Here is a 21,731-nt window from a genome sequence, read left to right as displayed (position 1 = left end):
TTGCGATATACAAACGGAGGTCTAGAATCCCCGAATGCTAAGGAGTCAGTGCAGGCGCGTGCTCGCGACACTCTCCATGCGCGGCTCGTCGCCCGATAGATGAATTGTGCCGGACAGCCAGAGCCTACCGGAGGCGTGCGGGTCCGCCGTGCGTATGATCTTATCTCGGGCAACGGGGGAAACCGCATCCGTCGCAGCCAAGCCGTTCTTGACGACGACGCCGACGTGAGAGGCATTCAAGGATTGAAGCCGCCGTGCGTGCTTGCTGACGCCCGCATTCAGGGCAGCTTTGAAGTCGTTGTTAACGCGGAGCACGGTTGCTCGGGCGAAATTGGCAGGCAAACGGCCGCGCCAATCCTGCAGGTCGGCTTCCGTCAAGCAATGCAATTCTTTGTGAGCAATAGCGGCGTCGGACAGAATGTGCTTTCGCATACGATTGCCGGCATCAAGGCGAGCGCCGCGAGCGCGCTCAACCTTCTCGCGTTCTAGTATGTAAGCCTCGGTGACACTGCGGACGGTTACAGGGTCGCCAGCGGCCTTTGAGACGGCTTCGATACGTTTTGCCTCGACCAGTCTTCTGCCCGCTAACTTATTGAATTATATGGAAACGTATGGAAAAATAGCAATGCGCGAAGCGGCACAAACGCAGCACTTTCCTGGCCGAAAGTTCGGCAACGTATTCTGGCTGATGCGTTCGCACCCGTCGCGCGCCGAAATCGGCATGAGGCGAAGCAACCGGGGAAAATATTCGAGCGAGTCGTTGCAGGGCAGGCTGGCTCAGCTGCGTGGCTCGTCGCGGTCGATCAGGATCCGCTCGGCGGCGCCATCGAGATCTTCATATTGGCCGCTCCTCAAGGCCCACAGAAACCCGGCCAGCCCAAGCGCTCCGAGGAACAGGGCCACAGGTATGAGGTAGGCGAGCGTCGTCATGAGGATTGTGCCAGTGCGCCAATGTCGGAGTGCCTGTCATTGTCGGGCATCTTGCACCGATGCATTTGACACGAAACCTTGCAAGCGTAGCGCATTGCCGATGACCAGGAGGGACGAGGCGGACATCGCGACCGCCGCAATGAGTGGCGTAACGTGCCCCAGGATGGCGACCGGCACGGCGATGCCATTGTAAACGATCGCGAGGGCGATGTTCTGCCGGATCAGCCGTCCGGCCTTCCGCGAAATGTCTAAAGCAAGTGGGACCGCCAGAAGACTTTTACGCAGGAATACGAAATCCGCCGCATTGCGGCCAATGTCGGCGGCCGTGGCCGGCGCGAACGAAACATGCGCCGCGCTCAGCGCAGGCGTGTCGTTCAAGCCGTCGCCAACCATCAGAACCCGGTGTCCCTCTTTCGCCAGGGTTTCGATGCATTCGACCTTGCCGGACGGCAGCAGGCACGGAACGAAGTCATCGATACCCAGCATTTTCGAGATTTCGCGGCAGGCGGCCGCGCTATCGCCCGACAGCATCTGAACCGACATCCCGGCATCGTTCAATCGCTCGATCGCCGCCTTGGCGTCGGCACGCAACGCATCCTCGAAATTGAAGGTCGCGACAACGATCCCGTCTTTCGTCAGGACCGTCCCGCCATAGCCATGTTTGCCTTCGCCGCCTGTGCGGGCCTTCCATCCAGCCCATCCGCGTCTGCCCAGCCGCCAGATACTTCCGACGTCAGTTGCTTCGATACCGAACCCCGGATGCTCGGTGACGGCATCGAATTTGTGCTGCCCGCCGCCAGCGGCAAGACCGGCTATGGCCTTTGAAAAGGGATGACGCGAATGCGCGGCCATGTCGGCCGCAATCGTCAGCATGGCCGGATCGATCGAGGCCGCATTGACGAGACGGGGCTGGCCGAGCGTGAGCGTGCCGGTTTTGTCGAACACCGCTGCATCAATCGTTGCCAGGCGCTCCATGGCCGAACCATCCTTGACCATGATGCCGTTCTCGAACAGCCGCCGCGCGGCGACCACCTGGACGATCGGCACGGCGAGCCCGAGCGCGCACGGACATGTGATGATCAAAACGGCGATGGCGATGGTTATCGCCCGATGCCAGTCGCCGGTTGCCGCCATCCAGCCAAGGAATGTCACGAAGGCGGTGAGATGAACAACTGGAGCATAGAGTGCTGAAACGCGATCGGCGATGCGGCGGTAATGTGCGCGACCGCCCTCGGCGGCTTCCATCAGCCGAACCATTTCCGCCAGGAACGAATCCTTCGCGGCGGCTGTCGCCTCGATGGTCAGCGGGCCGGTAAGGTTGAGCACGCCGGCCTGGACGGCATCGTTTGGAGCCACGCTTCTGGGCGTGCTCTCTCCCGAAACCAGCGAGCAGTCGACGTCCGATGTCCCACGCGTGATCTTGCCGTCGACGGGGATCCTTTCGCCGGCCGCTATCAGCAACAGCATGCCCGGTTCGATCTCGCCAACCGGCAGATAGTCGCGTGCGCCACCGTCGCGCAGCACCATGGCGCCACGCGCGGCCAGTTGTGACAGGCCTTTCACGGCGGTGCGGGCGCGTGCGCGCATCACGTGATCCAGCGTGCGGCCGATCAACAGGAAGAACAGCAGAGACACCGACGCGTCGAAATAGGCGTGGTCGCCATGGGTGATCGTCTCATGGAGGCTCATCGCATAGCCCAGCGATACCCCGACCGCGATCGGCACGTCCATGTTCATGCGGCTGTGGCGCAGCGCATTCCAGGCCGAGCGAAAATAGATGCCGCCGGCGAAAGCGAGCGCAGGAATGGCAATCAAGGCCGAGACCCAATGGAACAGGTCGCGGGTCGCGCCTTGCGCGCCGGACCAGACGGAGACTGATAGCAGCATGATGTTGCCCGCCGCAAAGCCGGCGACCGCGACGGCGCGGATCAGTTCCGAGAGCATCTTGTCCTTCCCGTCAGCCTCGGGATCGAACAGGTGCGCGCCATAGCCCAGCCGTCCAAGTGTGGCGACGAATGGCGGAACCTCCTCGCCGCGCCACCGGACCGAAACACGTTTCGTCGAAAGATTGACACGAGCGCCTTCGACGCGATCCAGCTTGCCGATCGCCGTCTCGATCGTCTGGATGCAGGCGGCACAATGCACAGCCGGCACCGAGAGGTCGGTCTGGCGAAGATTTTCGCCAATCGAGCGGCTCGCCAGTCTGATTTCCTGGCCAGAAGGCAGGACCAGTGTGACCTTTTCCAGGTCCAAAGCCACTTCGGCGCCTGGCGCGCAGCAGCTCATTGCAGCGCCCCGTGGGAAATCATGATCCGGCGAACGTCGCGATAGGGTTCCGCAAGGCTCGCATCGGCGTCGATTTCGACGATCCAGACGCCATCCTTGGGCATGTGGTGCCCGGCGAATATCTGACCGGAGGCAGCGGCAAGAGTGACGGATTTGTCCTCGGCCTCGTAGGCGGGATGACGAAACAGCACCTTGACGCCATGCAAGGCAACCGGCTTGCCGACAGCATCGGTGAGGCTGTAGCGGACCTCACCGCCTGCGATGGTCAGTTTGCCAGTCCAGCCGAGGGCTGCCAGAGCTCGCCCTTGCTCGGCCTTTTTGTTGAATTGGTGGCTCGCCACATAGGTGTTTTCGACGACAAGGCCGGTCCAGCTTGTGTTGGCAAGCGTCGCCATCGTCAGATTGACCGCTATGACCACGCCGAAGAAGCCAAGGATGGTGAACAGCATATGCCTGCCGGTGAATTCGCGGGATTGTCGCGAGGTGTCGCTCATCTGGCGCTCTCCGGTGCGTTGAAAGTGGCCGTGTATTCGTCCGACTCGAACGTCGCCTTGTTTTCGACCCGGAACTTGAAGCTTTGCGCTGCACCCCGAACCTGATCTGCCGGCTGACGCACGAAAACCTTGAGCATCTTCAGCCGGTCGGGTTCGACCTGGATCGCAAAAGAGCGATCGGCAGGGAGGTCGACACCAACGATGCTCATCTCTGCGCCTGGCAAACCCCCAATGCTGACGACGATCGTTCTTGGTTCGGGGATCATGTTCAGCAGCTTGACGGTATAGCCATTGCGGATCGAGCCGTCGGACAGCGTCACGAATTGTGGATTGCGGTCGTGCAAAACATTGATCTCGAGCCGGTCGCGCGTCAGCAGCGAAAAGAGCAGACCCAGGCCGATCAGCGACCACATGGCCATGTAGACATAGGTGCGTGGCCGAAAGATCTTGCGGACATGGAAATGCGCCACCCTGTCCGAAAACAGGCCGTCAGCGGTCCTGACCAATGACGGATTGACCGAACAGGCGCCGCCCGCGGTCGCCAGCATCATGTTGGCATTGTAGTCGGAGAGTGTCGCGTAGGAGATCAAGCCGCGCTCCTTGCCGAGCTTGTCCATGACGCCGTCGCAGGCGTCGATGCAGAGCGCGCAGGTGATGCATTCGAGCTGCTGGCCATCGCGAATGTCGATCCCCATCGGGCAGACAGCCACGCAGGCGTTACAGTCGACGCAATCGCCGACTGACTGTCCGGCGGCCTGGACCTTCTTGGTGTGGCGCGTGCGCGGTTCGCCGCGCCAGTCATTGTACGTGACGGTGAGCGAACTTTCGTCGAGCATGGCCGCCTGGATGCGCGGCCACGGGCACATATAGGTGCAGACCTGCTCGCGCATCAGCCCGCCGAACGTATAGGTCGTCGCTGTGAGCACAGCGACGGTGATGTAGGCGATAGGCGCTGCCGTGCCGGTGAAGAGTTCCCCAACCAGCGTCGGCGCATCGGCGAAATAGAAAATCCAGGCGCCGCCGCTCGCCGCGCCTATGACCAGCCAAATGGCGTGTTTCGATGTTCGCACCACGAGTTTGCGCGCAGTCCAGGGACCGGCATCGAGCTTGATGCGCGCGTTGCGGTCGCCCTCGATGGCTCGCTCGACGACCAGAAACAGATCGACCCACACGGTCTGCGGGCACGTATAGCCGCACCAGGCCCGGCCGACGGTGGATGTGATCAGGAAAAGGCCGATACCGGCCATGACCAGCAGGCCGGCCACATAATAGAATTCCTGCGGCCAGATCTCGATGAAGAAGAAGTAGAAACGCCGGTTGGCAAGATCGACCAGCACGGCCTGGTCCGCGGCAAATGGCCCGCGATCCCACCGCAGCCAGGGCGTCAGGTAGTAGATCCCCAGCGTGATTGCCATCACCGACCACTTGAAGCGGCGGAAACTGCCAGAGGCCCGCTTCGGGAAGATCTTGTTGCGTGCGGCATAGAGCGGCTGACGGGTCCTGGCGGAGTTGACCGCATCGGCTTCGAGCCGTTCTATTTGCGTGTTATCGAGCACGAGAAGCTCCAGTCACCAGCGACGATTTCGCCGGAAGCCCGACCCATCGGTTTCTGGATGATGCCGAGGCCCGGCTCGCGCCGGGCCTCGTCGCTTGGCGGTTGGGGGGAGGACGAGAATAGGCTTGCGTTCCTATTCTCCGCCGCCAAGCGAATGGACATAGACCGCGAGTTCCTTGACCTTGATCTCGCCGAGACGCCCGATCCAGGCCGGCATGACGCCAAGCTTCGGGGCGCGGACCTGCGCGGCGATGGCTGTTTCGCCAGACCCGTATAGCCAGATCGCGTCGGTCAGGTCGGGTGCGCCGAGCTCCCTGTTGCCCTTTGCATTCTCACCATGACAGGCCGCACAATTCTCGGCGAAAACATTGGCGCCGAGTTCGATCAGGCTTGTGTCCTGAACAGGATCGGAGAGGCTTGCGACATAGGCGCCGACCTGCTTGATCTGATCCGTCGTGATGATGTCGCCAAAAGCAGGCATTTCCGACAGGCGCGTATCCGGGTCTGATGCGAAGCGGATGCCGTGCGCAATCGTCTGCTGGATCTGTTCGGCGTTGCCACCCCACAGCCAATCGTCATCGTTTAGGTTGGGAAAACCCTTGGACCCTTGAGCGCCCGAGCCATGGCACTGCACGCAATTGACCTTGAACGCGGCGCCACCTGCGGCGACGGCGAAGTCGCGTAGCGTATCGTCGGCAGTAATCTCGGAGACGGTCTTCGCCTGAATGGCAGCGACATATTTGCCTTTGGCCACTTCGGCCGCCGCCAGTTCATTCTTGACGTCTTTGCGGCTCGAATACCCCAGCACACCCCTGGTCGCGGAAGTCAGCATCGGCCATGCCGGATAGACGACGGTGTAGCCGATCGCCCAGGCAATGGTGATGTAGAAGGTGATGACCCACCAGCGCGGAAGCGGGTTGTTGAGTTCCTTGATGCCGTCCCACTCATGGCCGGTCGTCGAGATGCCCGAAACCTCGTCGATATGCTCGCTGCCCATGATCAGTCGTCCTTGAGAGGAATGTGAGCGGCTCTCTCGGCTTGCCTTCGGCTGCCGGGACGAAGTGCAAAGGCAACGCATCCGAGGAAGAAAAGCGCCATGGCAAGCAGGCCCCAGCTGTCGGCAAACTCCCGCATGAAATTGTAGGTCATCGCCATTCTCCTCAGCGGTAACCGGCGGCTTCGTCATAGGTCTTGAAATCGACCAGCGTGCCGAGCATCTGGAGATAGGCGACCAGCGCATCCATTTCGGTGACCTGCTGCGGATCGCCGTCGAAGTCCCCAAGCTTGGCCTTTGGATAGCGTCTCTCCAGGCCCGATGTGTCGGCATTCGCATCGGCCTGCGCCATGAGATCGGCATTGGCATGAGCGATCATGTCGTCTGAATAGGGCACACCGACACGGCTGTTGGCGATCAGATGCGTCGAGAAATCCTTCACTTCGATCCGTGTGTCCTTCAGGAAGGCATAGCCCGGCATGATCGATTCCGGCACCACGGAGCGTGGTTCGGTGAGATGCTGGACATGCCATGCGTTGGAGTAGCGGTCGCCGACCCGGGCGAGATCCGGCCCGGTGCGCTTCGAGCCCCACTGGAACGGGTGGTCGTACATCGACTCGGCCGCCAGGCTATAGTGGCCGTAGCGCTCGACCTCGTCGCGGAACGGCCTTATCATCTGGCTGTGGCAGAGGTAACAGCCCTCGCGCGCATAGATGTTGCGCCCGGCGAGCTCGAGCGGCGAATAGGGCCGCATGCCTTCGACCTTCTCGATGGTGTTGTCGAGATAGAAGAGCGGCGTGATCTCGACGATACCGCCGATTGTTACGACCAGCAGGGACCCGAGGAGAAGCAGTGTGGCGTTCTTCTCGATGACCGCGTGTCTGTCCATCAAGCCCATTTTCTGGCTCCTGATCGCACAGGCTGGAGGGCGGGGATGGAGCGCGGCATCGGATCCTCCTCGCGCCGGTAGCCGAGGATGGTCATGGCGATGTTCCAAGCCATGATGAGGGCGCCCGACAGATACATCGCGCCGCCGATGGCACGCATGATGTAGTAGGGATGCATGGCCGCGACGGTTTCGGCGAAGGAGTAGACCAGGAAGCCCTGCTCGTTGTATTCGCGCCACATCAGGCCCTGCATGACGCCGGAGACCCACATCACCGCGGCGTAAACGACGATCCCAAGCGTCGCCAGCCAGAAGTGCCAGTTGACGAGCCGCAGCGAATAAAGCCGGTCGCGGTTCCATAACTTCGGGACCATGAAATAAATCGCGCCGAACGAGATCATGCCAACCCATCCGAGCGCGCCCGAATGGACGTGACCGATGGTCCAGTCGGTGTAGTGCGAGAGCGAGTTGACGGCCTTGATTGACATCATCGGGCCTTCGAAGGTGGACATCCCGTAGAAGGCGATGGCCATCACCATCATACGGATGATCGGGTCGGTGCGCAGCTTGTCCCAGGCGCCCGAGAGCGTCATCAGGCCGTTTATCATGCCGCCCCACGAGGGCATCCAGAGCATGATCGAGAACACCATGCCGAGCGTCTGGGCCCAGTCCGGCAGGGCGGTGTAGTGGAGGTGGTGCGGACCGGCCCAGATGTAGAGAAAGATCAAAGCCCAGAAGTGGATGATCGACAGCCGGTAGGAATAGACAGGCCGGTTGGCTTGCTTGGGCACGAAATAATACATCATGCCGAGGAAGCCGGCGGTGAGGAAGAAGCCGACGGCATTGTGGCCGTACCACCATTGCGTCAGGGCGTCCTGTACGCCGGAGAAGGCTGAATAGCTCTTGGAGCCCAGGAAGGAGACCGGCATCGACAGGTTGTTGATCACATGCAGCATTGCGATGGTCACGATGAAGGCAAGGTAGAACCAGTTGGCGACATAGATGTGCGGTTCCTTGCGCTTCAGGATCGTGCCGAGGAACAGGATGAGATAGGCGACCCAGACAATGGTCAGCCACAGGTCCACATACCATTCGGGCTCGGCGTATTCGCGGCTCTCGGTGATGCCGAGCAGGTAGCCGGTTGCCGCCATGACGATGAACAGCTGATAGCCCCAGAACACGAACCAGCCGAGATCGCCGCCGAACAGACGGGCGCGGCAGGTGCGCTGCACCACATAGAGAGACGTGCAAATCAGCGCGTTGCCGCCGAAAGCGAACACAACACCGGATGTGTGCAGCGGCCGCAGTCGGCCGAAATTGAACCAGGGCTGGATGTTGAGATCCGGGTAGGCGAGCTGCAGGGCGATGACCACGCCGACCAGCATGCCGACGACGCCCCAGAATACGGTGGCGATGGCACCGTAGCGGATCGGCCCATCCATGTAAGCGGCGGGGTCGATCGGAACTGTCGGCTTGAACTCCGTGTTGCGCAACAGAATCGCAGTGAAGCCAGCCACCGCGAAGAACAAAACCCACATATGCCGGCGAAAAGGTTCATCTACGCCGAAGCCGGCAGCCACCAGGGCCGCAAACGCAAACAGGCTTAGAAGGACGATCTCTGTGCCGAATTTCATCGCAAGCCCCGATTTCCAATTCCGGCGGGCGCCAAACCGCAGTGCCTTATTGCGCAGCCGTGGCCTGCTCGCCCTGATCCATGTCAGAGCCGCACGATTTTGCTTCGAGCAGCATCGAGTTCGGTGCGATCAGACTGTGGCGATCGAATGTGGAAGCGCAGCACCGGCCGCCACGCTTATGGACAGGCCCGGTGTCCCCAGTCTGGCCGGGTATGGAGGCGATCGCGGGCGTGTGGGAAGCGCGCCTTCTGTGACGCTGGAAAGTAGGCCGATGCCTTGCCGAACGTCGATCGTTTCAATGCCTTGGGACAGCCAGCGCCAGCGTTGCGCTGCCTTCGTGACATTCATGGTTCGGGGGAACGGCGATTTTCCCCTGCGTATGAGGCGTATTGACTTCGGCCGAGTGCGATCCTGCCTGGAACAGCCGGTTGCACGTCGAGCACCTCGAGGATGGATGCTTCGCCGACGAGTTGGCCGAAACGCACCTGGCTCATGCGATCGGATGGAGAGCGGGCTATCGCTATGCGACTTCTTCTAAGCCCAACGCGAGCATGCCCTGCCCCGAACGAAGTAAGTGACGTAGGCCATGCAGCTTCGGTGTCATTCAAAGGGCGGTTGCGCCTCGGCCGCCGCAGCGCCGTTCCAGCCGGCTCATGCTGTCCACGGTGACACGGCGGTTGTTCTCGATCCGAATCACGCCGTCCATTCTCAGGCTGGTCAGCTGACGGCTCACAGTCTCGTTTGTAATTCCAAGGAAATCAGAGATGTCGGCACGCGTCATCGGCAGCTCGAAGCACGCCGACCTAGCCGCCGGGTCAACACTGGAACCGATGTTCCGGGCGATCATGAGGAGAAAGCTCGCCACCTTCTCCGGTGCGGTCTTGCGCCCCAGAGTCACCATCCATTCGCGTGCCTCGTCGAGTTCGTTCAGCGCCTGCTTGAGCAGGCGATGCACAAATTCTGGTGATTCCTTCATCATTCGTTCGATGGCCGCTCTCGGAAACGAGCATAGCGAGACAGCTGTTGCCGCTTCCGCATTGATCGCGCTTTTCATCTTGAAGGGCCGTCCCAGAAAATCCGGCGCGAACTGGAGACCGACGATCTGCTGGCGGCCGTCCGAAAGGCTCTTCGTGAGCTTCACCACGCCTGAAAGCAGGTTTGAATAACAGTCGACCGCCTCGGCGTCGCCGATCAGTTCGACCCCCGGCTCGATATTGTGCCGCGACGACGTCTTGGCGAGCTGAGCCAAATGGTCTGGTTCGAGCGCACCACAGACACCGTGGTGCCGTGCCTCGCAAGACAGGCAAAGAACGGGAATGCCGGAACTGTGAATGTCCTGCCGTAATGTCATTCGATTGCTCTACCGGTCCAGTGCGGGCAGGATAGCAATCGACGGTAGAAAAATCCTTGCGGCAGTTTGTCCGTGCTGAAGGTTGATCGAAATCAGGGCTTAGGCTCATCCAAGCATCCACAGTTCCGGCGACGCAAACACGGTGGACCACGACATGCGACTGGAGCTAGCTGCCAGACTTGGCGAGAACGTCCCGCGCTATACCAGTTATCCGACAGCGCCGCATTTTCATACCGGCATTGGTGCTGCAATTTGTCGTGGCTGGCTGCAGGCGCTCAACGATGGCGATGAGATCTCGCTCTATCTGCACATCCCGTATTGCGACAAGCTTTGCTGGTTCTGCGCTTGCCATACCAAGCAGACACGCCACTACGAACCAGTGACCACATATCTGCGCTCACTGCATGCAGAGATCGCAACCGTCTCCAGTCTTGTCGCAGGCAAGGGCCGCGTGCGTGCCGTCCATTTCGGCGGCGGTTCGCCAACGATGCTCAAACCGGAGGATCTGGTGGCGCTGGGAACCGTCCTGCGCAACAGCTTCACCTTTCTCCCCGGTGCAATGATCAGCGTTGAGATCGAACCCAACGATATGGACGATGCCCGCCTCGATGCACTTGCCGAAATCGGCATGACAAGGGCGAGCCTCGGCGTCCAGGATTTCGACCCGAAGGTGCAGAAAGCGATCAACCGCGAGCAGAGCTTTCTGCAGACCAAGACAGTTGTTGATGGCGTTCGTTCGCGCGGCGTCGAATCGGTCAATCTGGACCTGCTCTACGGCCTGCCGCATCAGACCAGGGAGAGCGTCGCCTCCACGGTTGCACAGGCCCTGACCCTGGAACCGGATCGGATCGCGCTTTTTGGCTACGCCCATGTGCCGTGGTTCAAGAAACATCAGACGATGATCGACAAGGCCTGGTTGCCGGGTCCGGCGGAGCGGTTTGCCCAATCGCAATTGGCAGCGCGGGCGATCATGGACCAGGGATACGAAGCAATCGGGCTCGATCATTTCGCCAAGCCGGGCGATGCGCTGGCGCTTGCGGCACGCGCCGGGACTTTGCACCGGAACTTCCAAGGCTACACCGAGGACTGCTACGAGACATTGATCGGCCTCGGCCCATCGTCCATCAGCCAGTTTCGCCAGGGCTATGCACAGAATATGCCTTCGACCGCCGAGTATGGACGCATGGTTGCTGATGGCGGGCTGGCCGCTGTTCGGGGTATCGCGCTTTCCGACGACGACCGTGTTCGCGGCTGGATCATCGAGCGATTGATGTGTGACTTCGCCTTCTCGGCGATTGAGCTGGTGGAGCGCTTTGGCGAAGCCGGCCAAAGACTTCTCCTCAAGGCGAGTTCCACGGCCCTCCAAGATCCTGCGCGGTTGCTTGAACTTGATGGTGACCGCTTCGTCGTGCCTGCGGAAAGCCGGCCCTTTGTCAGGAGCATCGCGGCAAAGTTCGACAAATATTTCGAAAGTGGAACGGCCAGGCACTCAGCGGCAGTCTGAGCACCGCAGAGGAACGGTCATGGTTCTCAGTCGATCGTGAACCGATTGCGCTACATTTTTCACTGTTGATCGGCGACCGTCGTGTCGAGACAGGATTCGGAGCGGACCAGACGCGTCTTGGTATAGCGACGATATCGTCCGGTCGTGCCTTCCGGCGCCGTATTCCATTTCGCAGTCCCTGAAGCGCCACGTCGAGTCCGGCCTCTTTTCTGTATCGGAAGCAGTCGACAATCGTCCTGGCCAGATCATGGTTGTCGGCCGACAGCTCCCTTCGGCCTTGCAACAAGAATCCGCAAGGACCGTGCCAGCTGCAGCAGGCGCCGCCGCATCGCACCACCACACTATCCACCCGTGGCTCGCGCTAACCTTTGATTGGTTCGCGCCAGGCCGACGCCCGTCGAAACCGAGCCTCGGCAACATTCCGAGTCGTAAGCGGCTGGCCACGCTCTTGGTGCCGGTGGCAGAAGTCCGCAAGCACCCCGGCAGCGCCGTCAAGCGTGGGACAACCCGTCCACCCGAATATCTGCCGGCGCAGTTTCAGTGAAAAGCGGGCCTAGGCTAGACGGCTCTCTTGTTACCCCAGAGCATAACGTGCAGCTGCGGCAGCACACGGGCTTCGAACCACCTGTCGCGGGTCACGCTATCAACCAGCCACTCCATGCGCTTCAATATTCCGTCAAGGTCGACAGGCGCGTCTTCATTTGCGGGGCGTGGCGGCGTGTGATTGCCGGGTTGCAGATAGATCGGAAGTCGCGGAAATCTCGCAGCGGCGTCTTTCGCGTAGGCGTAGTCCCTTTCGTCGAAAACAATGAGCTTGAGCACGACTTGCGGCCTGCCTTGTGCCGCCTGGAGGCACGCCTCGAAAGCGGCCCAATCGGTCGTCATTTGGCTTGACGGCGGCTTTGGGCTGAGGACTAGCACGTCAAGGTCGGCAAACCAGTCCCTGGCCACCGAACCTTGGGTTTCCAGCGCAAAACGGTAACCTTCACCATGGCCTCGCTCGATGAGCGCGGCGAGCGGCTGGATGGCCGGATTGCCGCCTGACAGCGACACCATCAGCGGGCGGCCACCGGAAAGCGCAAGCACGTTTTGCCACACCGCGCCAATGGACATCATCTCCCATTCATGGCGGAATTGATTGTCCACCGCATGCAGGCTGTCGCACCAGGAACAGCGATAGTCACACCCGCCGGTTCTGACGAAGACGGTCGGCAAACCGATGAGCACGCCCTCGCCCTGGATCGTCGGCCCGAAAATCTCACTCACGCGGATTGCGGGATGCGTATCGGTCATGGCCGGTATTCCGCCCAGGTTTTCGGCGTTTCGCTCACCCGCACGGCCGAGGTTTCGGGCAGGCGTGCCTTGCACCATTCATAAAAATGTCTGGCCAGATATTCCGCCGTGACTTGCTCATGTCCCAGCACGTCGTTGAGATGTCGGTGGTCGAAGCTCTCGTCGATGTAGCGTTTGAATGGCGCCAAATCGTGATAGTCGCGCACGAAGCCGTTCTCGTTCAGTCCATTCGCTGAAAGCTCCACTTCAACGATGTAGTTATGCCCGTGCAGGCGCGCGCATTGGTGATCGGGTGGCAACGAGGTGAGCTGATGCGAGGCTGAGAAGTGGAATTCCTTGGTGATGCGGAACATTACGCGGTCCTCCTTCGCAGCGCATCGAGCCAGAAGTCGGAGTCCTCGTAGTCGGTGGGGTCCGGCTGCCCAGAGAGATGAAACGCCTCGCGCCGCTCGACACAGGTCCCGCACCTCCCGCAGTGACGCTCGGCGCCCTTGTAGCAGGACCAGGTCTGCGCAAATGGCGTGCCGTATGCTGCTCCATTCCTAACAATGTCCGCCTTCGTGAGATTCACATAGGGTGCATAAATTCGAATCTTCGCGTAGCCGTCGAGCGCGTGGTCCTGCATCATCTGGAAAGCGTCGATGAAGGCCGGACGGCAGTCGGGATAAATGAAATGATCCCCACCATGCACGGCCGTCGCCACTGCGTCAGCGTCGTGCGCTGCGGCGAAGCCGAAGGCAATGGCCAACATGATGGCGTTCCGGTTCGGCACCACCGTGACCTTCATCGTGTCTTCGGCGTAGTGCCCGTCGGGCACGTCCACATTATCGGTCAGCGCGGAGCCGGAAAGGCCGCCGCCGATCTCGTGGATGTCGATGATCCGGTGCGGGACGCTCAGTCGCTCCGCACAAAGGGCGGCGAAGCCCAATTCCTTCCTATGCCGTTGGCCGTAATCGAAAGATAAGAGGCCGGCGAGTTCGTGCTCCGCTGCCACCTTGTGAGCAAGGGTGACGGAGTCCAATCCGCCGGAGCAGACGACGAGAGTCTTCATTGTTGGGTCCTTGTTTTAACCGGGTAGGCTGCGACCGGAGATTTCTCTGCGCTCCCAGTACTTCAGGAAATCCATTTTGTGAAGTGAACGGGGGACGAGTTTCATGCGCTGACGTGCCGCTGTGTGCAAGGCGCCCTCGCGGTGAGCCTGCAAGGAACACGGACTAGCGAAACGTCACGCTTCAGCGGAATGCTCAAAGGCGAGCGCACCGGAATATGCTCTGCAGGAGGTCCGGACCTTCGTAAACAAAGTTCTCGACGATCAAGCGCCCGGCGGTCCCGAGCTTCGAGGGACGCCACCGCGAGGGTTTCAGGTACAAGACGGCCCGAGGATGGGCTTGCCGCAAGAGAACGGACTTACCAGTGGGATGTTCAGCGACGCCGATGCAGATGTCTGGAATGATCACGACATCAATTGTCGCGGCAACTTTGGCTGGCCTGCTCCTCGGGTTCCGTAGATCCAGCGCATTCCGCTTCAGGATCGGTTCGAACCGGAGCACGCCCTCGGTCAATGGACTGACCGGCAAACCCTGAATGATCGGTCGTGAGCCGACATCTGTGAACAAGCGGTGTGGTCGATTGCTATCACCCATGTGTTGCGCGCAGGTACCTTATGGCAGTGGATGAACTGGATTTGATGGTTTTACGGCTGGCGGTCGAAAGCGTCCGCTCGCTCTCCTTAAGCTTCGCTGAAAAGGCCGCCGAGGTAGCCACCAGGAGCCGCGGCATCCTGCTTTTCGACGTGCGGGTCGACGGTGACGCGGAGGTCCAGCGGGTCGCAGCCATCCGATATCAGGGCGACCAGATCGGCGTGCTGGCGTTGGACAGACAGGGTCTTGTTACCCACCAGTGCATCGTCAACGGTACGTTCTCACATTTCACTACGCCCTTGGAGAACTGGCACAGCATGCCCCTGTCGATGCAGGCCAAGATCGATGCCAACGGCCATGCCAGTCTCTTCCTAGGGGCCTTGCGAAATGCCGGTCATTTGCTGGGCAGCTAGCATTTGGCTAGAATGCATCTGTGAATTTTTGCATGCGCATCGCTGCCGCGGCGGTCGCGGCAAAGCGATCGCCGCGATGATGGCGATCAACGCGCGGGCGTTGCATCGATGCGCGATCGTTTAGACAGAGGTCTCCGCCTGGCATCGAGCAACATGCACGGAGGACGCAAAGCGCAAATGCATCAAGTATTTGAAGGGACGAGCCCCTCGCGCAAATGGAGCTTGCGCTGCCGTTGTCATTCCATCGTGCCGCCGAACTCGGGGGCGTGACGATCGACCACGACGGCCTATTTTTTTGCAAAGCCGAATGTCCCGATTCCGAAGCCACGAAAAAACTCCGATCACAGCGAAGAATAGTAACAACACGGGCGACGCAAGCCGCCTTGCCGTAGCAGGGGAGGTGCTTGCGGTGCTCTCACCGACACGAGATCGCAAATGGCACATGGGTGAGCACCAGAACTGGCGACACCCATGGTGATCGGCTTGACTCGCTGGAGGAAGCACAAGGCTCAGCGGGCAGAGGCGCAAGCGACGGTCGGACACTGGCTGGCTGCTCGGGATCTGATCGAGGCGTAGTCGGACAAGGAAGCGTAGTGCCCTACCTCGATGTTCCTAGAAGCGCGCCGGCAGCCTGGCGGGGGGGCTTGGGGTTAGACTGCCGGCGCACGCCACTCATGAAGAGCGGCCCCTTTTTGCTGTTCCGACACCCATAGTCAACCCGGCAGCGTCTGGATGCCCGCTGTGCTCTTTTCAGAGCGGCGCGCGATGCCGGCCATGTCTGGCCGATCCTGCCTAGTCTAGGATGGGGGGCCACTCTCGTCGGCCGAGTTGATGCTCCAGCCAGTATCGCCTTGCCGACCAGCATGAGTCCGCTGTTAGCAATCCATCGTCGCGAGCCGATGCTATCGTGCTGTCGCAGCACTCCGGGCGGCTATATCGCCTAAGACAGCATGACGAAGCGTTCCAACTTCCTGTTCGGCGAGCCCGTGTGCAGTTCCATCGGACAGTGGACGAGAATTCTCTTGGCGGTAGTGCGCCAGAAGGCATTCGCGTCCAACGGAATCAAGCGACGACTATCAGCCGCAAACTTCACATCACAAGAGCGGTCTTCCACCCATTGCAGATTATCCGACTAATCAGGCGGCGTCCGATATGTCCGCCTCTGCCTCAAGAATTCCCACAGGTATGGACAGCGATCTTGCTATCCGATCCCGATAGCCCTTGTTGTACCTCACACCCCGCTCGATGTTTTGGATTTCCTCAGCGGCAAGCCCGCACGCCACCGCGAGGTCCTCGATTGAATACCCAAGGTGCTCACGATAAGCGCGGATGATGTGGGTCCCCTGCGACATAGCCGTCAAGACTGGCTCGGGAATGCGCGAATCCTTCATAAACATCTCCAAGAAGATGGGAGCGCCTGACAAATCGGGAGATTTCCTCCCCGACCCTGGCGCACACCCAGCAAATCAAAAAAATGGACGTCCATTCGGCCGGACCGGCCTCATCCATGGAATGGGCCACTTGAAATTGGCAGCCGGGTCGGAATATGGCGGCTCACCTGCTTCTGATCAAGTTCTAAGAACCTGCCCACCCTGAGATGGCCTGATCGGCTGTAGCGCATTCGACCTGCGATCCTACACGACTCACTCTCGCCGATGGCTTTCTTGAACAGCAACTCGAACTCCCCCTGACGCCTCCAGTGGCTATTCGCGGCACCGTCCACCCAGCCTCGCGGACGCTGATACCTTCGACCAATTTCCACCGCCGATGCAGCGAAAGACGCGCTTGTGCTTGAATCACACATCGATCACCGCTGTTAACGAAATTTTTTAAGCCGCCGATGCTTGTTCGGAGACCGAAAGGATGGGGCGCCCGAGGAAACAGCCGAAAGGGCCGCGCGCTTTTGTGCTGACGTCGGCTTGAGCAAGCTCGATCCGGCTGCCCTGTGCAATCGCCCGACCGGCCGAAAAAAGGATGGCGATTGTCATGATGCGGCGACGGCGAGTTTCCCGAAATTGCAGCAAACAATGGTCATCTGGTTCATCCGGGCTTCGGATCCAGACAGGGGGTAGCGCTTTCGATGGACGAGCATCGCCACCTATAAAGGTTCGATCATTCGACCGTGACCGATTTTGCGAGATTGCGCGGCTGGTCTACATCTGTGCCCATGAAGAGCGCCGTGTGGTAGGCAAGAAGCTGTATCGGCAGCGAGAAGATCATCGGCGCGATAATCTCGTCGACAGCCGGCAGCACGAGCGTGTGCATAGTGTCGAGTTTCGATGCGGCTGCCCCTTTTTCATCGGTGATGAGGATAATCCGCCCTCCACGGGCAGCCACTTCCTGCATGTTGGAGACGGTCTTGTCGAAAAAGCGATCATGGGGCGCGATGACGATCACTGGCATGTTGTCGTCTATCAATGCGATCGGACCGTGCTTCAATTCACCCGCCGCATAGCCCTCGGCATGGATGTAGGAAATCTCCTTGAGCTTCAGCGCACCTTCCATCGCTAGCGGGAAACTGGTGCCACGGCCGAGATACAGGACGTCACGACACTTTGACAGTTCGCGCGACAGGAACTCGATCTCCGGCTGGATGCTGTTGAGTACCTGGCCCATGACGCGCGGCACTTCGGCGAGGCTCCTGACGAGCGCCTGCAGCTCGTCTTCGGTTACGGTCCCGCGGGCTCTGGCGGCGCCGATGGCGAGTGCGGCTAGAACGGCAAGCTGGCAGGTAAACGCCTTGGTGGAGGCGACGCCGATCTCCGGTCCGGCAAGGATCGGGAAGACCGCATCGGCCTCCCGAGCGATGGTCGATTCGCAGGCATTGACGATAGCGCCAATTTTCAGCCCACGCTCCTTGCAGTACCTCAACGATGCGAGCGTATCGGCGGTTTCGCCGGACTGCGAAATGAAAAGAGCCGCCGACTGCGGCGACAACGGGATCTCGCGGTAACGGAATTCGGACGCAACGTCGATTTCAACCGTCAGGCGCGCGTAGCGCTCGAACCAGTATTTTCCGATCAGTCCGGCGAGATAGGCGGTCCCGCAGGCCGAGATCGCCAAGCTCGGGATCCTGGCGAAATCGATGCCAGAAACCATGTCGGCGCGATTCTCTATGATGTTGCTATAGTGACGGAGAGCATGGGCGATGACTTCGGGCTGCTCGCAGATTTCCTTCTCCATGAAGTGGCGATGATTGCCCTTGCTGGCCAGATCGGCCGCGGCCGTGGAGGTATGGCGCGGACGCTCGACGGGGTGGCCGTCGAAATCGAAGATATGGGCGCCCGAATTGCCGACAACGGCCCAGTCGCCCTCGATGAGATAGGTAATTTCATTGGTGAAGGGAGCGAGCGCGATCGCGTCGGAGCCCAGGAACATCTCGCCGTCGCCGTGACCGATCGCCAGCGGTGGTCCGTTGCGCGCCGCCATGATGGTCGACGGATCATCTTCGAAGAGGACGGCAAGCGCATAGGCGCCCCTGACGCGTTTCAGCATGGCACGCATCGCCTCTTGCCGCCTCATGCCCTCCCGGCGGTGTCTTGCCAAGAGATGCGCGACGACCTCGGTGTCGGTGTCGGTCTGGAACTCGGCGCCAGCCGCCGCCAATTCGTCCTTCAGCTCGGTGAAATTCTCGATGATCCCGTTATGGACGACGGCGACACCGTCGGTAAAGTGCGGGTGCGCATTGCGTTCCGTCGAGGCCCCATGGGTTGCCCAACGCGTATGGCCGATGCCGATGTTGCCGCTCAGCGGCTCTTCCTTCAGTCTCCTCTCGAGATTGACGAGCTTGCCCTCGGCGCGCCGGCGGTGCAAGGCACCTTCGGTGATCGTCGCAACGCCGGCGGAATCATAGCCGCGATATTCCAAACGCTTCAATGCGTCGACCAACCGATCCGACACCGGCTGTTGCCCAACGATGCCAACAATCCCGCACATGTTCGTCTTCCCATTGTTGCCGGCAGCTTCAGCCCACGCGAGACGGATACCCATCCGGCCGCTTTCATTGGGGATCTTGTAGTAGTATTCGGTAATATTGGTACAATTGATTGTAGGGATAACTATCATCCAGCCCATGGATGAGCCCCTGATCTAAACNACGGATACCCATCCGGCCGCTTTCATTGGGGATCTTGTAGTAGTATTCGGTAATATTGGTACAATTGATTGTAGGGATAACTATCATCCAGCCCATGGATGAGCCCCTGATCTACGGATACCCATCCGGCCGCTTTCATTGGGGATCTTGTAGTAGTATTCGGTAATATTGGTACAATTGATTGTAGNTACGGATACCCATCCGGCCGCTTTCATTGGGGATCTTGTAGTAGTATTCGGTAATATTGGTACAATTGATTGTAGGGATAACTATCATCCAGCCCATGGATGAGCCCCTGATCTAAACTTCTCGTTGCGCCTGACGCCCTCATGACCGAACGCAAGCCCACACCCCGCGGCACGAAGGAACAATCGGCCATGCGCGACCATCCCGGCTACGCACCTGACACGAAGCGCCGCCGCTCGTGATCACGCGGTGATCGGCATGATCACAAGCACTGTAGTTAGGCAGCATCAGCGACGCATGATCGGCATCATCATCATCGGCAGCGTCGGCGCCGTCGGCATGATTCACGTGTTCGTCACGTTGATCATAATGATCGTCGCCGCCGATCCAGTTTCTGATTGCCTGCCGCTGTTGACGCGGCTTTCGCCGGTAGAGCTTAGCCCGCGATGGCCTATCAATACGCTGTTAGTCGGCATGGCCGAAACCGAGAGTCAGGCGGCGCACGCCACAGAGCACGTTCAGCGACCGTTTCACTCAGCGCCGGCTTTCTTGGGGTTCGTAACGGTCAACAGGATTCTCGGGGCATGAATGCACTATCACGAAAGCGTTGGTTCTCAGTGCTTCGTCCGTCTTACTCAAACCCGATTCCCGCAGCGGAAGAACTAGCCGCCTTGATGCACGGCGATAAGCTTTTGACGGCCTGAAGCGACGTTGTGGTCGTCGTTGCGGTGCTTTTCCACGCGCCTCGTCAGGCGCCGGGATTGCTCCGTTGTGATGGCAGGCGGGGGTTTGCAGGTTGCGGTCGACGGGTTCGTTTCGGGGCGTCTGCCCCCATCGTTATGTCGCGAGTTGGGGGATGCGATCGAGGAGGATGCGCAGGATGCGCTGGTCGGGGCACGATGTCGGCAGGTGCAGGCGGATTTGCGATTTCATCTCGACCACCCGCGCAGCGATTTTGATGAGGCGCAATCGCAGCGTGTCGAATTGGGCGACGGCAAAGCTCGAGCGCCTCGGCATCGCGGCCCGCAAGCCCCACATCAACCAGTAAGCACCGGCATGCAGGAATAGCCGGAACTGGTTGGCCGTCGCTCTGGTGCAGGATGTGCGGTCGGCGGCAAGATGCGTCTTCCACGACTTGATGTGGTTCTCGGCCGCGCCGCGCCGGCAGTAGACATCCTCGTAGAGCGCCTTGGCCTTCCCACCGGCAAGGTTGGTGACGACGAAGCGGATATCGCCACCTTGGGCGCCGACCTCGACCCGCGCGATGATGCGCCCGACGCGGCTCCAACTAGCGGCGCCGTCAACGAACTCCTTGAACCTGCGGACCTTGCCTGTCTTGGCCGACGCTTCGAAGCGCGCCGTCGTGCTGGCGTCCAGATCCGCGACATGCTTGCGCAGGGTCGTGGTGGGCGCGAGGCCAAAGATGAAGTCGACGTCGTTGGCGCGGCACCAGTCGATGACCTGCGGGTTGCAATAATGGCTATCGCCGCGGAGCAGGATTCGAATGTTCGGCCAGTTGATCCGGATGGCCCGCACCAGACGGCGCAGGTGGGGGCGGATCTCAGCCCCACTCGGCCGCTTGGCCGGTCGCAGGATCGCGCTGACGAACCGTCCCGCACCATCGAACACGACGATCGGCTGGAAGCCGTACTCGTCATGGTGGGCATTGAACCGGCGAAGCTGTTGGCCTCCGTGCACAGCGTCGAAGGTATCGTCAATGTCGAGTACGATCCGCTTCGGCACCTGCCGGAACGAGGCGCAATAGAGATCGACCATCGCCCGTCCCATCGCGACCAGCTCCCGCACGCCGGGTAGGTTCTCCAGCCGGCACAGCGTCGATTGCGACGCCAGATCCCGACCCGGCGGCAGCGCATCCTGGGCCATCTTGAAGACCGGATCGCGGCGCAGCCGGTTGGCGTCGTTGCCGTCCTCGTAGCCGGCGGCGATCATCTTCATGCGAAAGCCGATCATGTCCGCCAGGCTGTAGACGACCTGGTCCGGGCAGCGCGGATCGTCGATGCAACGCGCCAGACGCTCGGCCACCCGCAACCGCTTTTCCACCTCGGCCAAGGCCAGAACGCCGCTGTTGGACGACAGCATGCCGCCGTCGAAACGGGCGACGACGGACTTGCCGCCGACTGATGACAAACCGCTCAGCGGCAGCGCAAGATCGTTCATGGTAGGTGTGGTCTCTGGGAAATGGTTCGGATCGGCTTAAGCAACCAAATCCTACGTCATTTCAACGGCTTGCGCCACATCCACCAACCCCCATGAATTTGGTTAGGTTGATGCGGCGTGCCGCCGCCGTGAGGCCGCGCTCGCTCAGCAGCGCGTCGAGAACGACGAGAAGATTCAGATCGAGCCCTTGAAACGCATGTCTTAGCTATCCATAGCGAGGATGCATTTGATTGAAACAAACGATTTTACCAATTTTCCGGAATGTCGCATGGACTTGGCAGGACCTAACGT

The 21,731-nt window shown here is 60.4% G+C and carries 19 protein-coding genes; 4 read left to right on the top strand and 15 right to left on the bottom strand.

Going from position 1 to position 21,731, the window contains the following annotated elements:
* The first annotated feature begins 135 nt into the window (after nt 1-135).
* A complete protein-coding gene (locus X773_RS76750; RefSeq protein WP_156937443.1) occupies nt 136-489 on the top strand; it encodes a hypothetical protein in 354 nt (117 codons plus the stop codon).
* A 288-nt stretch (nt 490-777) separates the two neighbouring features.
* On the opposite strand, the gene ccoS is transcribed toward X773_RS76750, so the two are convergent.
* The 9 genes from ccoS to X773_RS68000 form a co-directional block, all read right to left on the bottom strand.
* Nucleotides 778-930 carry a cbb3-type cytochrome oxidase assembly protein CcoS gene (gene ccoS / locus X773_RS68035; RefSeq protein WP_023679633.1) on the bottom strand — a complete coding sequence of 51 codons (153 nt, stop codon included), beginning with the start codon at nt 928-930 and terminating at the stop codon, nt 778-780.
* A gap of 36 nt (nt 931-966) precedes the next feature.
* Nucleotides 967-3,216: a cation-translocating P-type ATPase gene (locus X773_RS0139305; RefSeq protein ID WP_051406234.1), complete on the bottom strand. Its 2,250-nt coding sequence runs from the start codon at nt 3,214-3,216 to the stop codon at nt 967-969.
* Nucleotides 3,213-3,710, bottom strand: a complete 498-nt coding sequence (locus X773_RS68030) for a FixH family protein (RefSeq protein ID WP_023679632.1) — start codon at nt 3,708-3,710, stop codon at nt 3,213-3,215. The genes X773_RS0139305 and X773_RS68030 overlap by 4 nt, the downstream gene beginning before the upstream one ends.
* Nucleotides 3,707-5,266, bottom strand: a complete 1,560-nt coding sequence (gene ccoG, locus X773_RS68025) for a cytochrome c oxidase accessory protein CcoG (protein WP_023679631.1) — start codon at nt 5,264-5,266, stop codon at nt 3,707-3,709. Before ccoG ends, X773_RS68030 begins: the two co-directional genes overlap by 4 nt.
* A gap of 132 nt (nt 5,267-5,398) precedes the next feature.
* On the bottom strand, nt 5,399-6,262 hold the full coding sequence (gene ccoP / locus X773_RS68020) for a cytochrome-c oxidase, cbb3-type subunit III (RefSeq protein WP_023679630.1): 864 nt from the start codon (nt 6,260-6,262) through the stop codon (nt 5,399-5,401).
* A 2-nt stretch (nt 6,263-6,264) separates the two neighbouring features.
* Nucleotides 6,265-6,414, bottom strand: a complete 150-nt coding sequence (locus X773_RS68015) for a cbb3-type cytochrome c oxidase subunit 3 (RefSeq protein WP_023679629.1) — start codon at nt 6,412-6,414, stop codon at nt 6,265-6,267.
* 11 nt (nt 6,415-6,425) lie between these two features.
* Nucleotides 6,426-7,157: a cytochrome-c oxidase, cbb3-type subunit II gene (ccoO, locus tag X773_RS68010; RefSeq protein WP_023679628.1), complete on the bottom strand. Its 732-nt coding sequence runs from the start codon at nt 7,155-7,157 to the stop codon at nt 6,426-6,428.
* Nucleotides 7,148-8,779, bottom strand: a complete 1,632-nt coding sequence (ccoN, locus tag X773_RS68005) for a cytochrome-c oxidase, cbb3-type subunit I (protein WP_023679627.1) — start codon at nt 8,777-8,779, stop codon at nt 7,148-7,150. Before ccoN ends, ccoO begins: the two co-directional genes overlap by 10 nt.
* Nucleotides 8,780-9,383: 604 nt before the next feature.
* A complete protein-coding gene (locus X773_RS68000; protein ID WP_023679626.1) occupies nt 9,384-10,130 on the bottom strand; it encodes a Crp/Fnr family transcriptional regulator in 747 nt (248 codons plus the stop codon).
* Nucleotides 10,131-10,284: 154 nt separating this feature from the next.
* Here X773_RS68000 and hemN point away from each other — a divergent pair, with 154 nt between their 5' ends.
* Nucleotides 10,285-11,634 (top strand): oxygen-independent coproporphyrinogen III oxidase, encoded by a 1,350-nt coding sequence (gene hemN, locus X773_RS67995; RefSeq protein ID WP_023679625.1) that lies wholly within the window; start codon nt 10,285-10,287, stop codon nt 11,632-11,634.
* A 558-nt stretch (nt 11,635-12,192) separates the two neighbouring features.
* On the opposite strand, the gene queE is transcribed toward hemN, so the two are convergent.
* From queE to queC, 3 genes are read right to left on the bottom strand one after another with little or no spacing between them, the layout of a single operon-like run.
* Nucleotides 12,193-12,927, bottom strand: coding sequence for a 7-carboxy-7-deazaguanine synthase QueE (queE, locus tag X773_RS67990; RefSeq protein WP_023679624.1), 735 nt, complete (start codon nt 12,925-12,927; stop codon nt 12,193-12,195).
* Entirely contained in the window at nt 12,924-13,280 is a 357-nt protein-coding gene (gene queD, locus X773_RS67985; RefSeq protein WP_023679623.1) for a 6-carboxytetrahydropterin synthase QueD, read from the bottom strand. The genes queE and queD overlap by 4 nt, the downstream gene beginning before the upstream one ends.
* Nucleotides 13,280-13,978, bottom strand: a complete 699-nt coding sequence (gene queC, locus X773_RS67980; RefSeq protein ID WP_023679622.1) for a 7-cyano-7-deazaguanine synthase QueC — start codon at nt 13,976-13,978, stop codon at nt 13,280-13,282. The genes queD and queC overlap by 1 nt, the downstream gene beginning before the upstream one ends.
* A gap of 612 nt (nt 13,979-14,590) precedes the next feature.
* Here queC and X773_RS67970 point away from each other — a divergent pair.
* Nucleotides 14,591-14,980 carry a hypothetical protein gene (locus X773_RS67970; RefSeq protein WP_023679620.1) on the top strand — a complete coding sequence of 130 codons (390 nt, stop codon included), beginning with the start codon at nt 14,591-14,593 and terminating at the stop codon, nt 14,978-14,980.
* A 1,136-nt stretch (nt 14,981-16,116) separates the two neighbouring features.
* Here X773_RS67970 and X773_RS67965 read toward each other — a convergent pair.
* Nucleotides 16,117-16,371, bottom strand: a complete 255-nt coding sequence (locus X773_RS67965; protein ID WP_031212627.1) for a helix-turn-helix transcriptional regulator — start codon at nt 16,369-16,371, stop codon at nt 16,117-16,119.
* Nucleotides 16,372-17,092: 721 nt separating this feature from the next.
* Nucleotides 17,093-18,916 (bottom strand): glutamine--fructose-6-phosphate transaminase (isomerizing), encoded by a 1,824-nt coding sequence (gene glmS, locus X773_RS67960; RefSeq protein WP_023679615.1) that lies wholly within the window; start codon nt 18,914-18,916, stop codon nt 17,093-17,095.
* Nucleotides 18,917-19,559: 643 nt separating this feature from the next.
* On the opposite strand from glmS, the gene X773_RS67955 reads away from it, so the two are divergent.
* Nucleotides 19,560-19,850: a hypothetical protein gene (locus tag X773_RS67955; protein WP_023679613.1), complete on the top strand. Its 291-nt coding sequence runs from the start codon at nt 19,560-19,562 to the stop codon at nt 19,848-19,850.
* 249 nt (nt 19,851-20,099) lie between these two features.
* Here the strand turns inward: X773_RS67955 and X773_RS67950 are convergent, their stop codons facing one another.
* On the bottom strand, nt 20,100-21,440 hold the full coding sequence (locus tag X773_RS67950; protein WP_023679612.1) for an IS1380 family transposase: 1,341 nt from the start codon (nt 21,438-21,440) through the stop codon (nt 20,100-20,102).
* Between the last annotated feature and the right edge of the window lie 291 nt (nt 21,441-21,731).

The organism is Mesorhizobium sp. LSJC280B00 (assembly GCF_000502835.1).
Taxonomy (GTDB): Bacteria; Pseudomonadota; Alphaproteobacteria; order Rhizobiales; family Rhizobiaceae; genus Mesorhizobium.
This window is presented reverse-complemented; position numbering and strand designations above follow the sequence as displayed.

Excerpts from the sequence above, each read along its gene's own strand:
- ccoS (WP_023679633.1), bottom strand. The coding sequence starts at position 930 with ATGACGACGCTCGCCTACCTCATACCTGTGGCCCTGTTCCTCGGAGCG.
- X773_RS0139305 (WP_051406234.1), bottom strand. The coding sequence starts at position 3,216 with ATGAGCTGCTGCGCGCCAGGCGCCGAAGTGGCTTTGGACCTGGAAAAG.
- X773_RS68030 (WP_023679632.1), bottom strand. The coding sequence starts at position 3,710 with ATGAGCGACACCTCGCGACAATCCCGCGAATTCACCGGCAGGCATATG.
- ccoP (WP_023679630.1), bottom strand. The coding sequence starts at position 6,262 with ATGGGCAGCGAGCATATCGACGAGGTTTCGGGCATCTCGACGACCGGC.
- X773_RS68015 (WP_023679629.1), bottom strand. The coding sequence starts at position 6,414 with ATGACCTACAATTTCATGCGGGAGTTTGCCGACAGCTGGGGCCTGCTT.
- ccoO (WP_023679628.1), bottom strand. The coding sequence starts at position 7,157 with ATGGGCTTGATGGACAGACACGCGGTCATCGAGAAGAACGCCACACTG.
- ccoN (WP_023679627.1), bottom strand. The coding sequence starts at position 8,779 with ATGAAATTCGGCACAGAGATCGTCCTTCTAAGCCTGTTTGCGTTTGCG.
- X773_RS68000 (WP_023679626.1), bottom strand. The coding sequence starts at position 10,130 with ATGACATTACGGCAGGACATTCACAGTTCCGGCATTCCCGTTCTTTGC.
- hemN (WP_023679625.1), top strand. The coding sequence starts at position 10,285 with ATGCGACTGGAGCTAGCTGCCAGACTTGGCGAGAACGTCCCGCGCTAT.
- queE (WP_023679624.1), bottom strand. The coding sequence starts at position 12,927 with ATGACCGATACGCATCCCGCAATCCGCGTGAGTGAGATTTTCGGGCCG.
- queD (WP_023679623.1), bottom strand. The coding sequence starts at position 13,280 with ATGTTCCGCATCACCAAGGAATTCCACTTCTCAGCCTCGCATCAGCTC.
- queC (WP_023679622.1), bottom strand. The coding sequence starts at position 13,978 with ATGAAGACTCTCGTCGTCTGCTCCGGCGGATTGGACTCCGTCACCCTT.
- X773_RS67970 (WP_023679620.1), top strand. The coding sequence starts at position 14,591 with ATGGCAGTGGATGAACTGGATTTGATGGTTTTACGGCTGGCGGTCGAA.
- X773_RS67965 (WP_031212627.1), bottom strand. The coding sequence starts at position 16,371 with ATGAAGGATTCGCGCATTCCCGAGCCAGTCTTGACGGCTATGTCGCAG.
- glmS (WP_023679615.1), bottom strand. The coding sequence starts at position 18,916 with ATGTGCGGGATTGTTGGCATCGTTGGGCAACAGCCGGTGTCGGATCGG.
- X773_RS67955 (WP_023679613.1), top strand. The coding sequence starts at position 19,560 with ATGATCGGCATCATCATCATCGGCAGCGTCGGCGCCGTCGGCATGATT.
- X773_RS67950 (WP_023679612.1), bottom strand. The coding sequence starts at position 21,440 with ATGAACGATCTTGCGCTGCCGCTGAGCGGTTTGTCATCAGTCGGCGGC.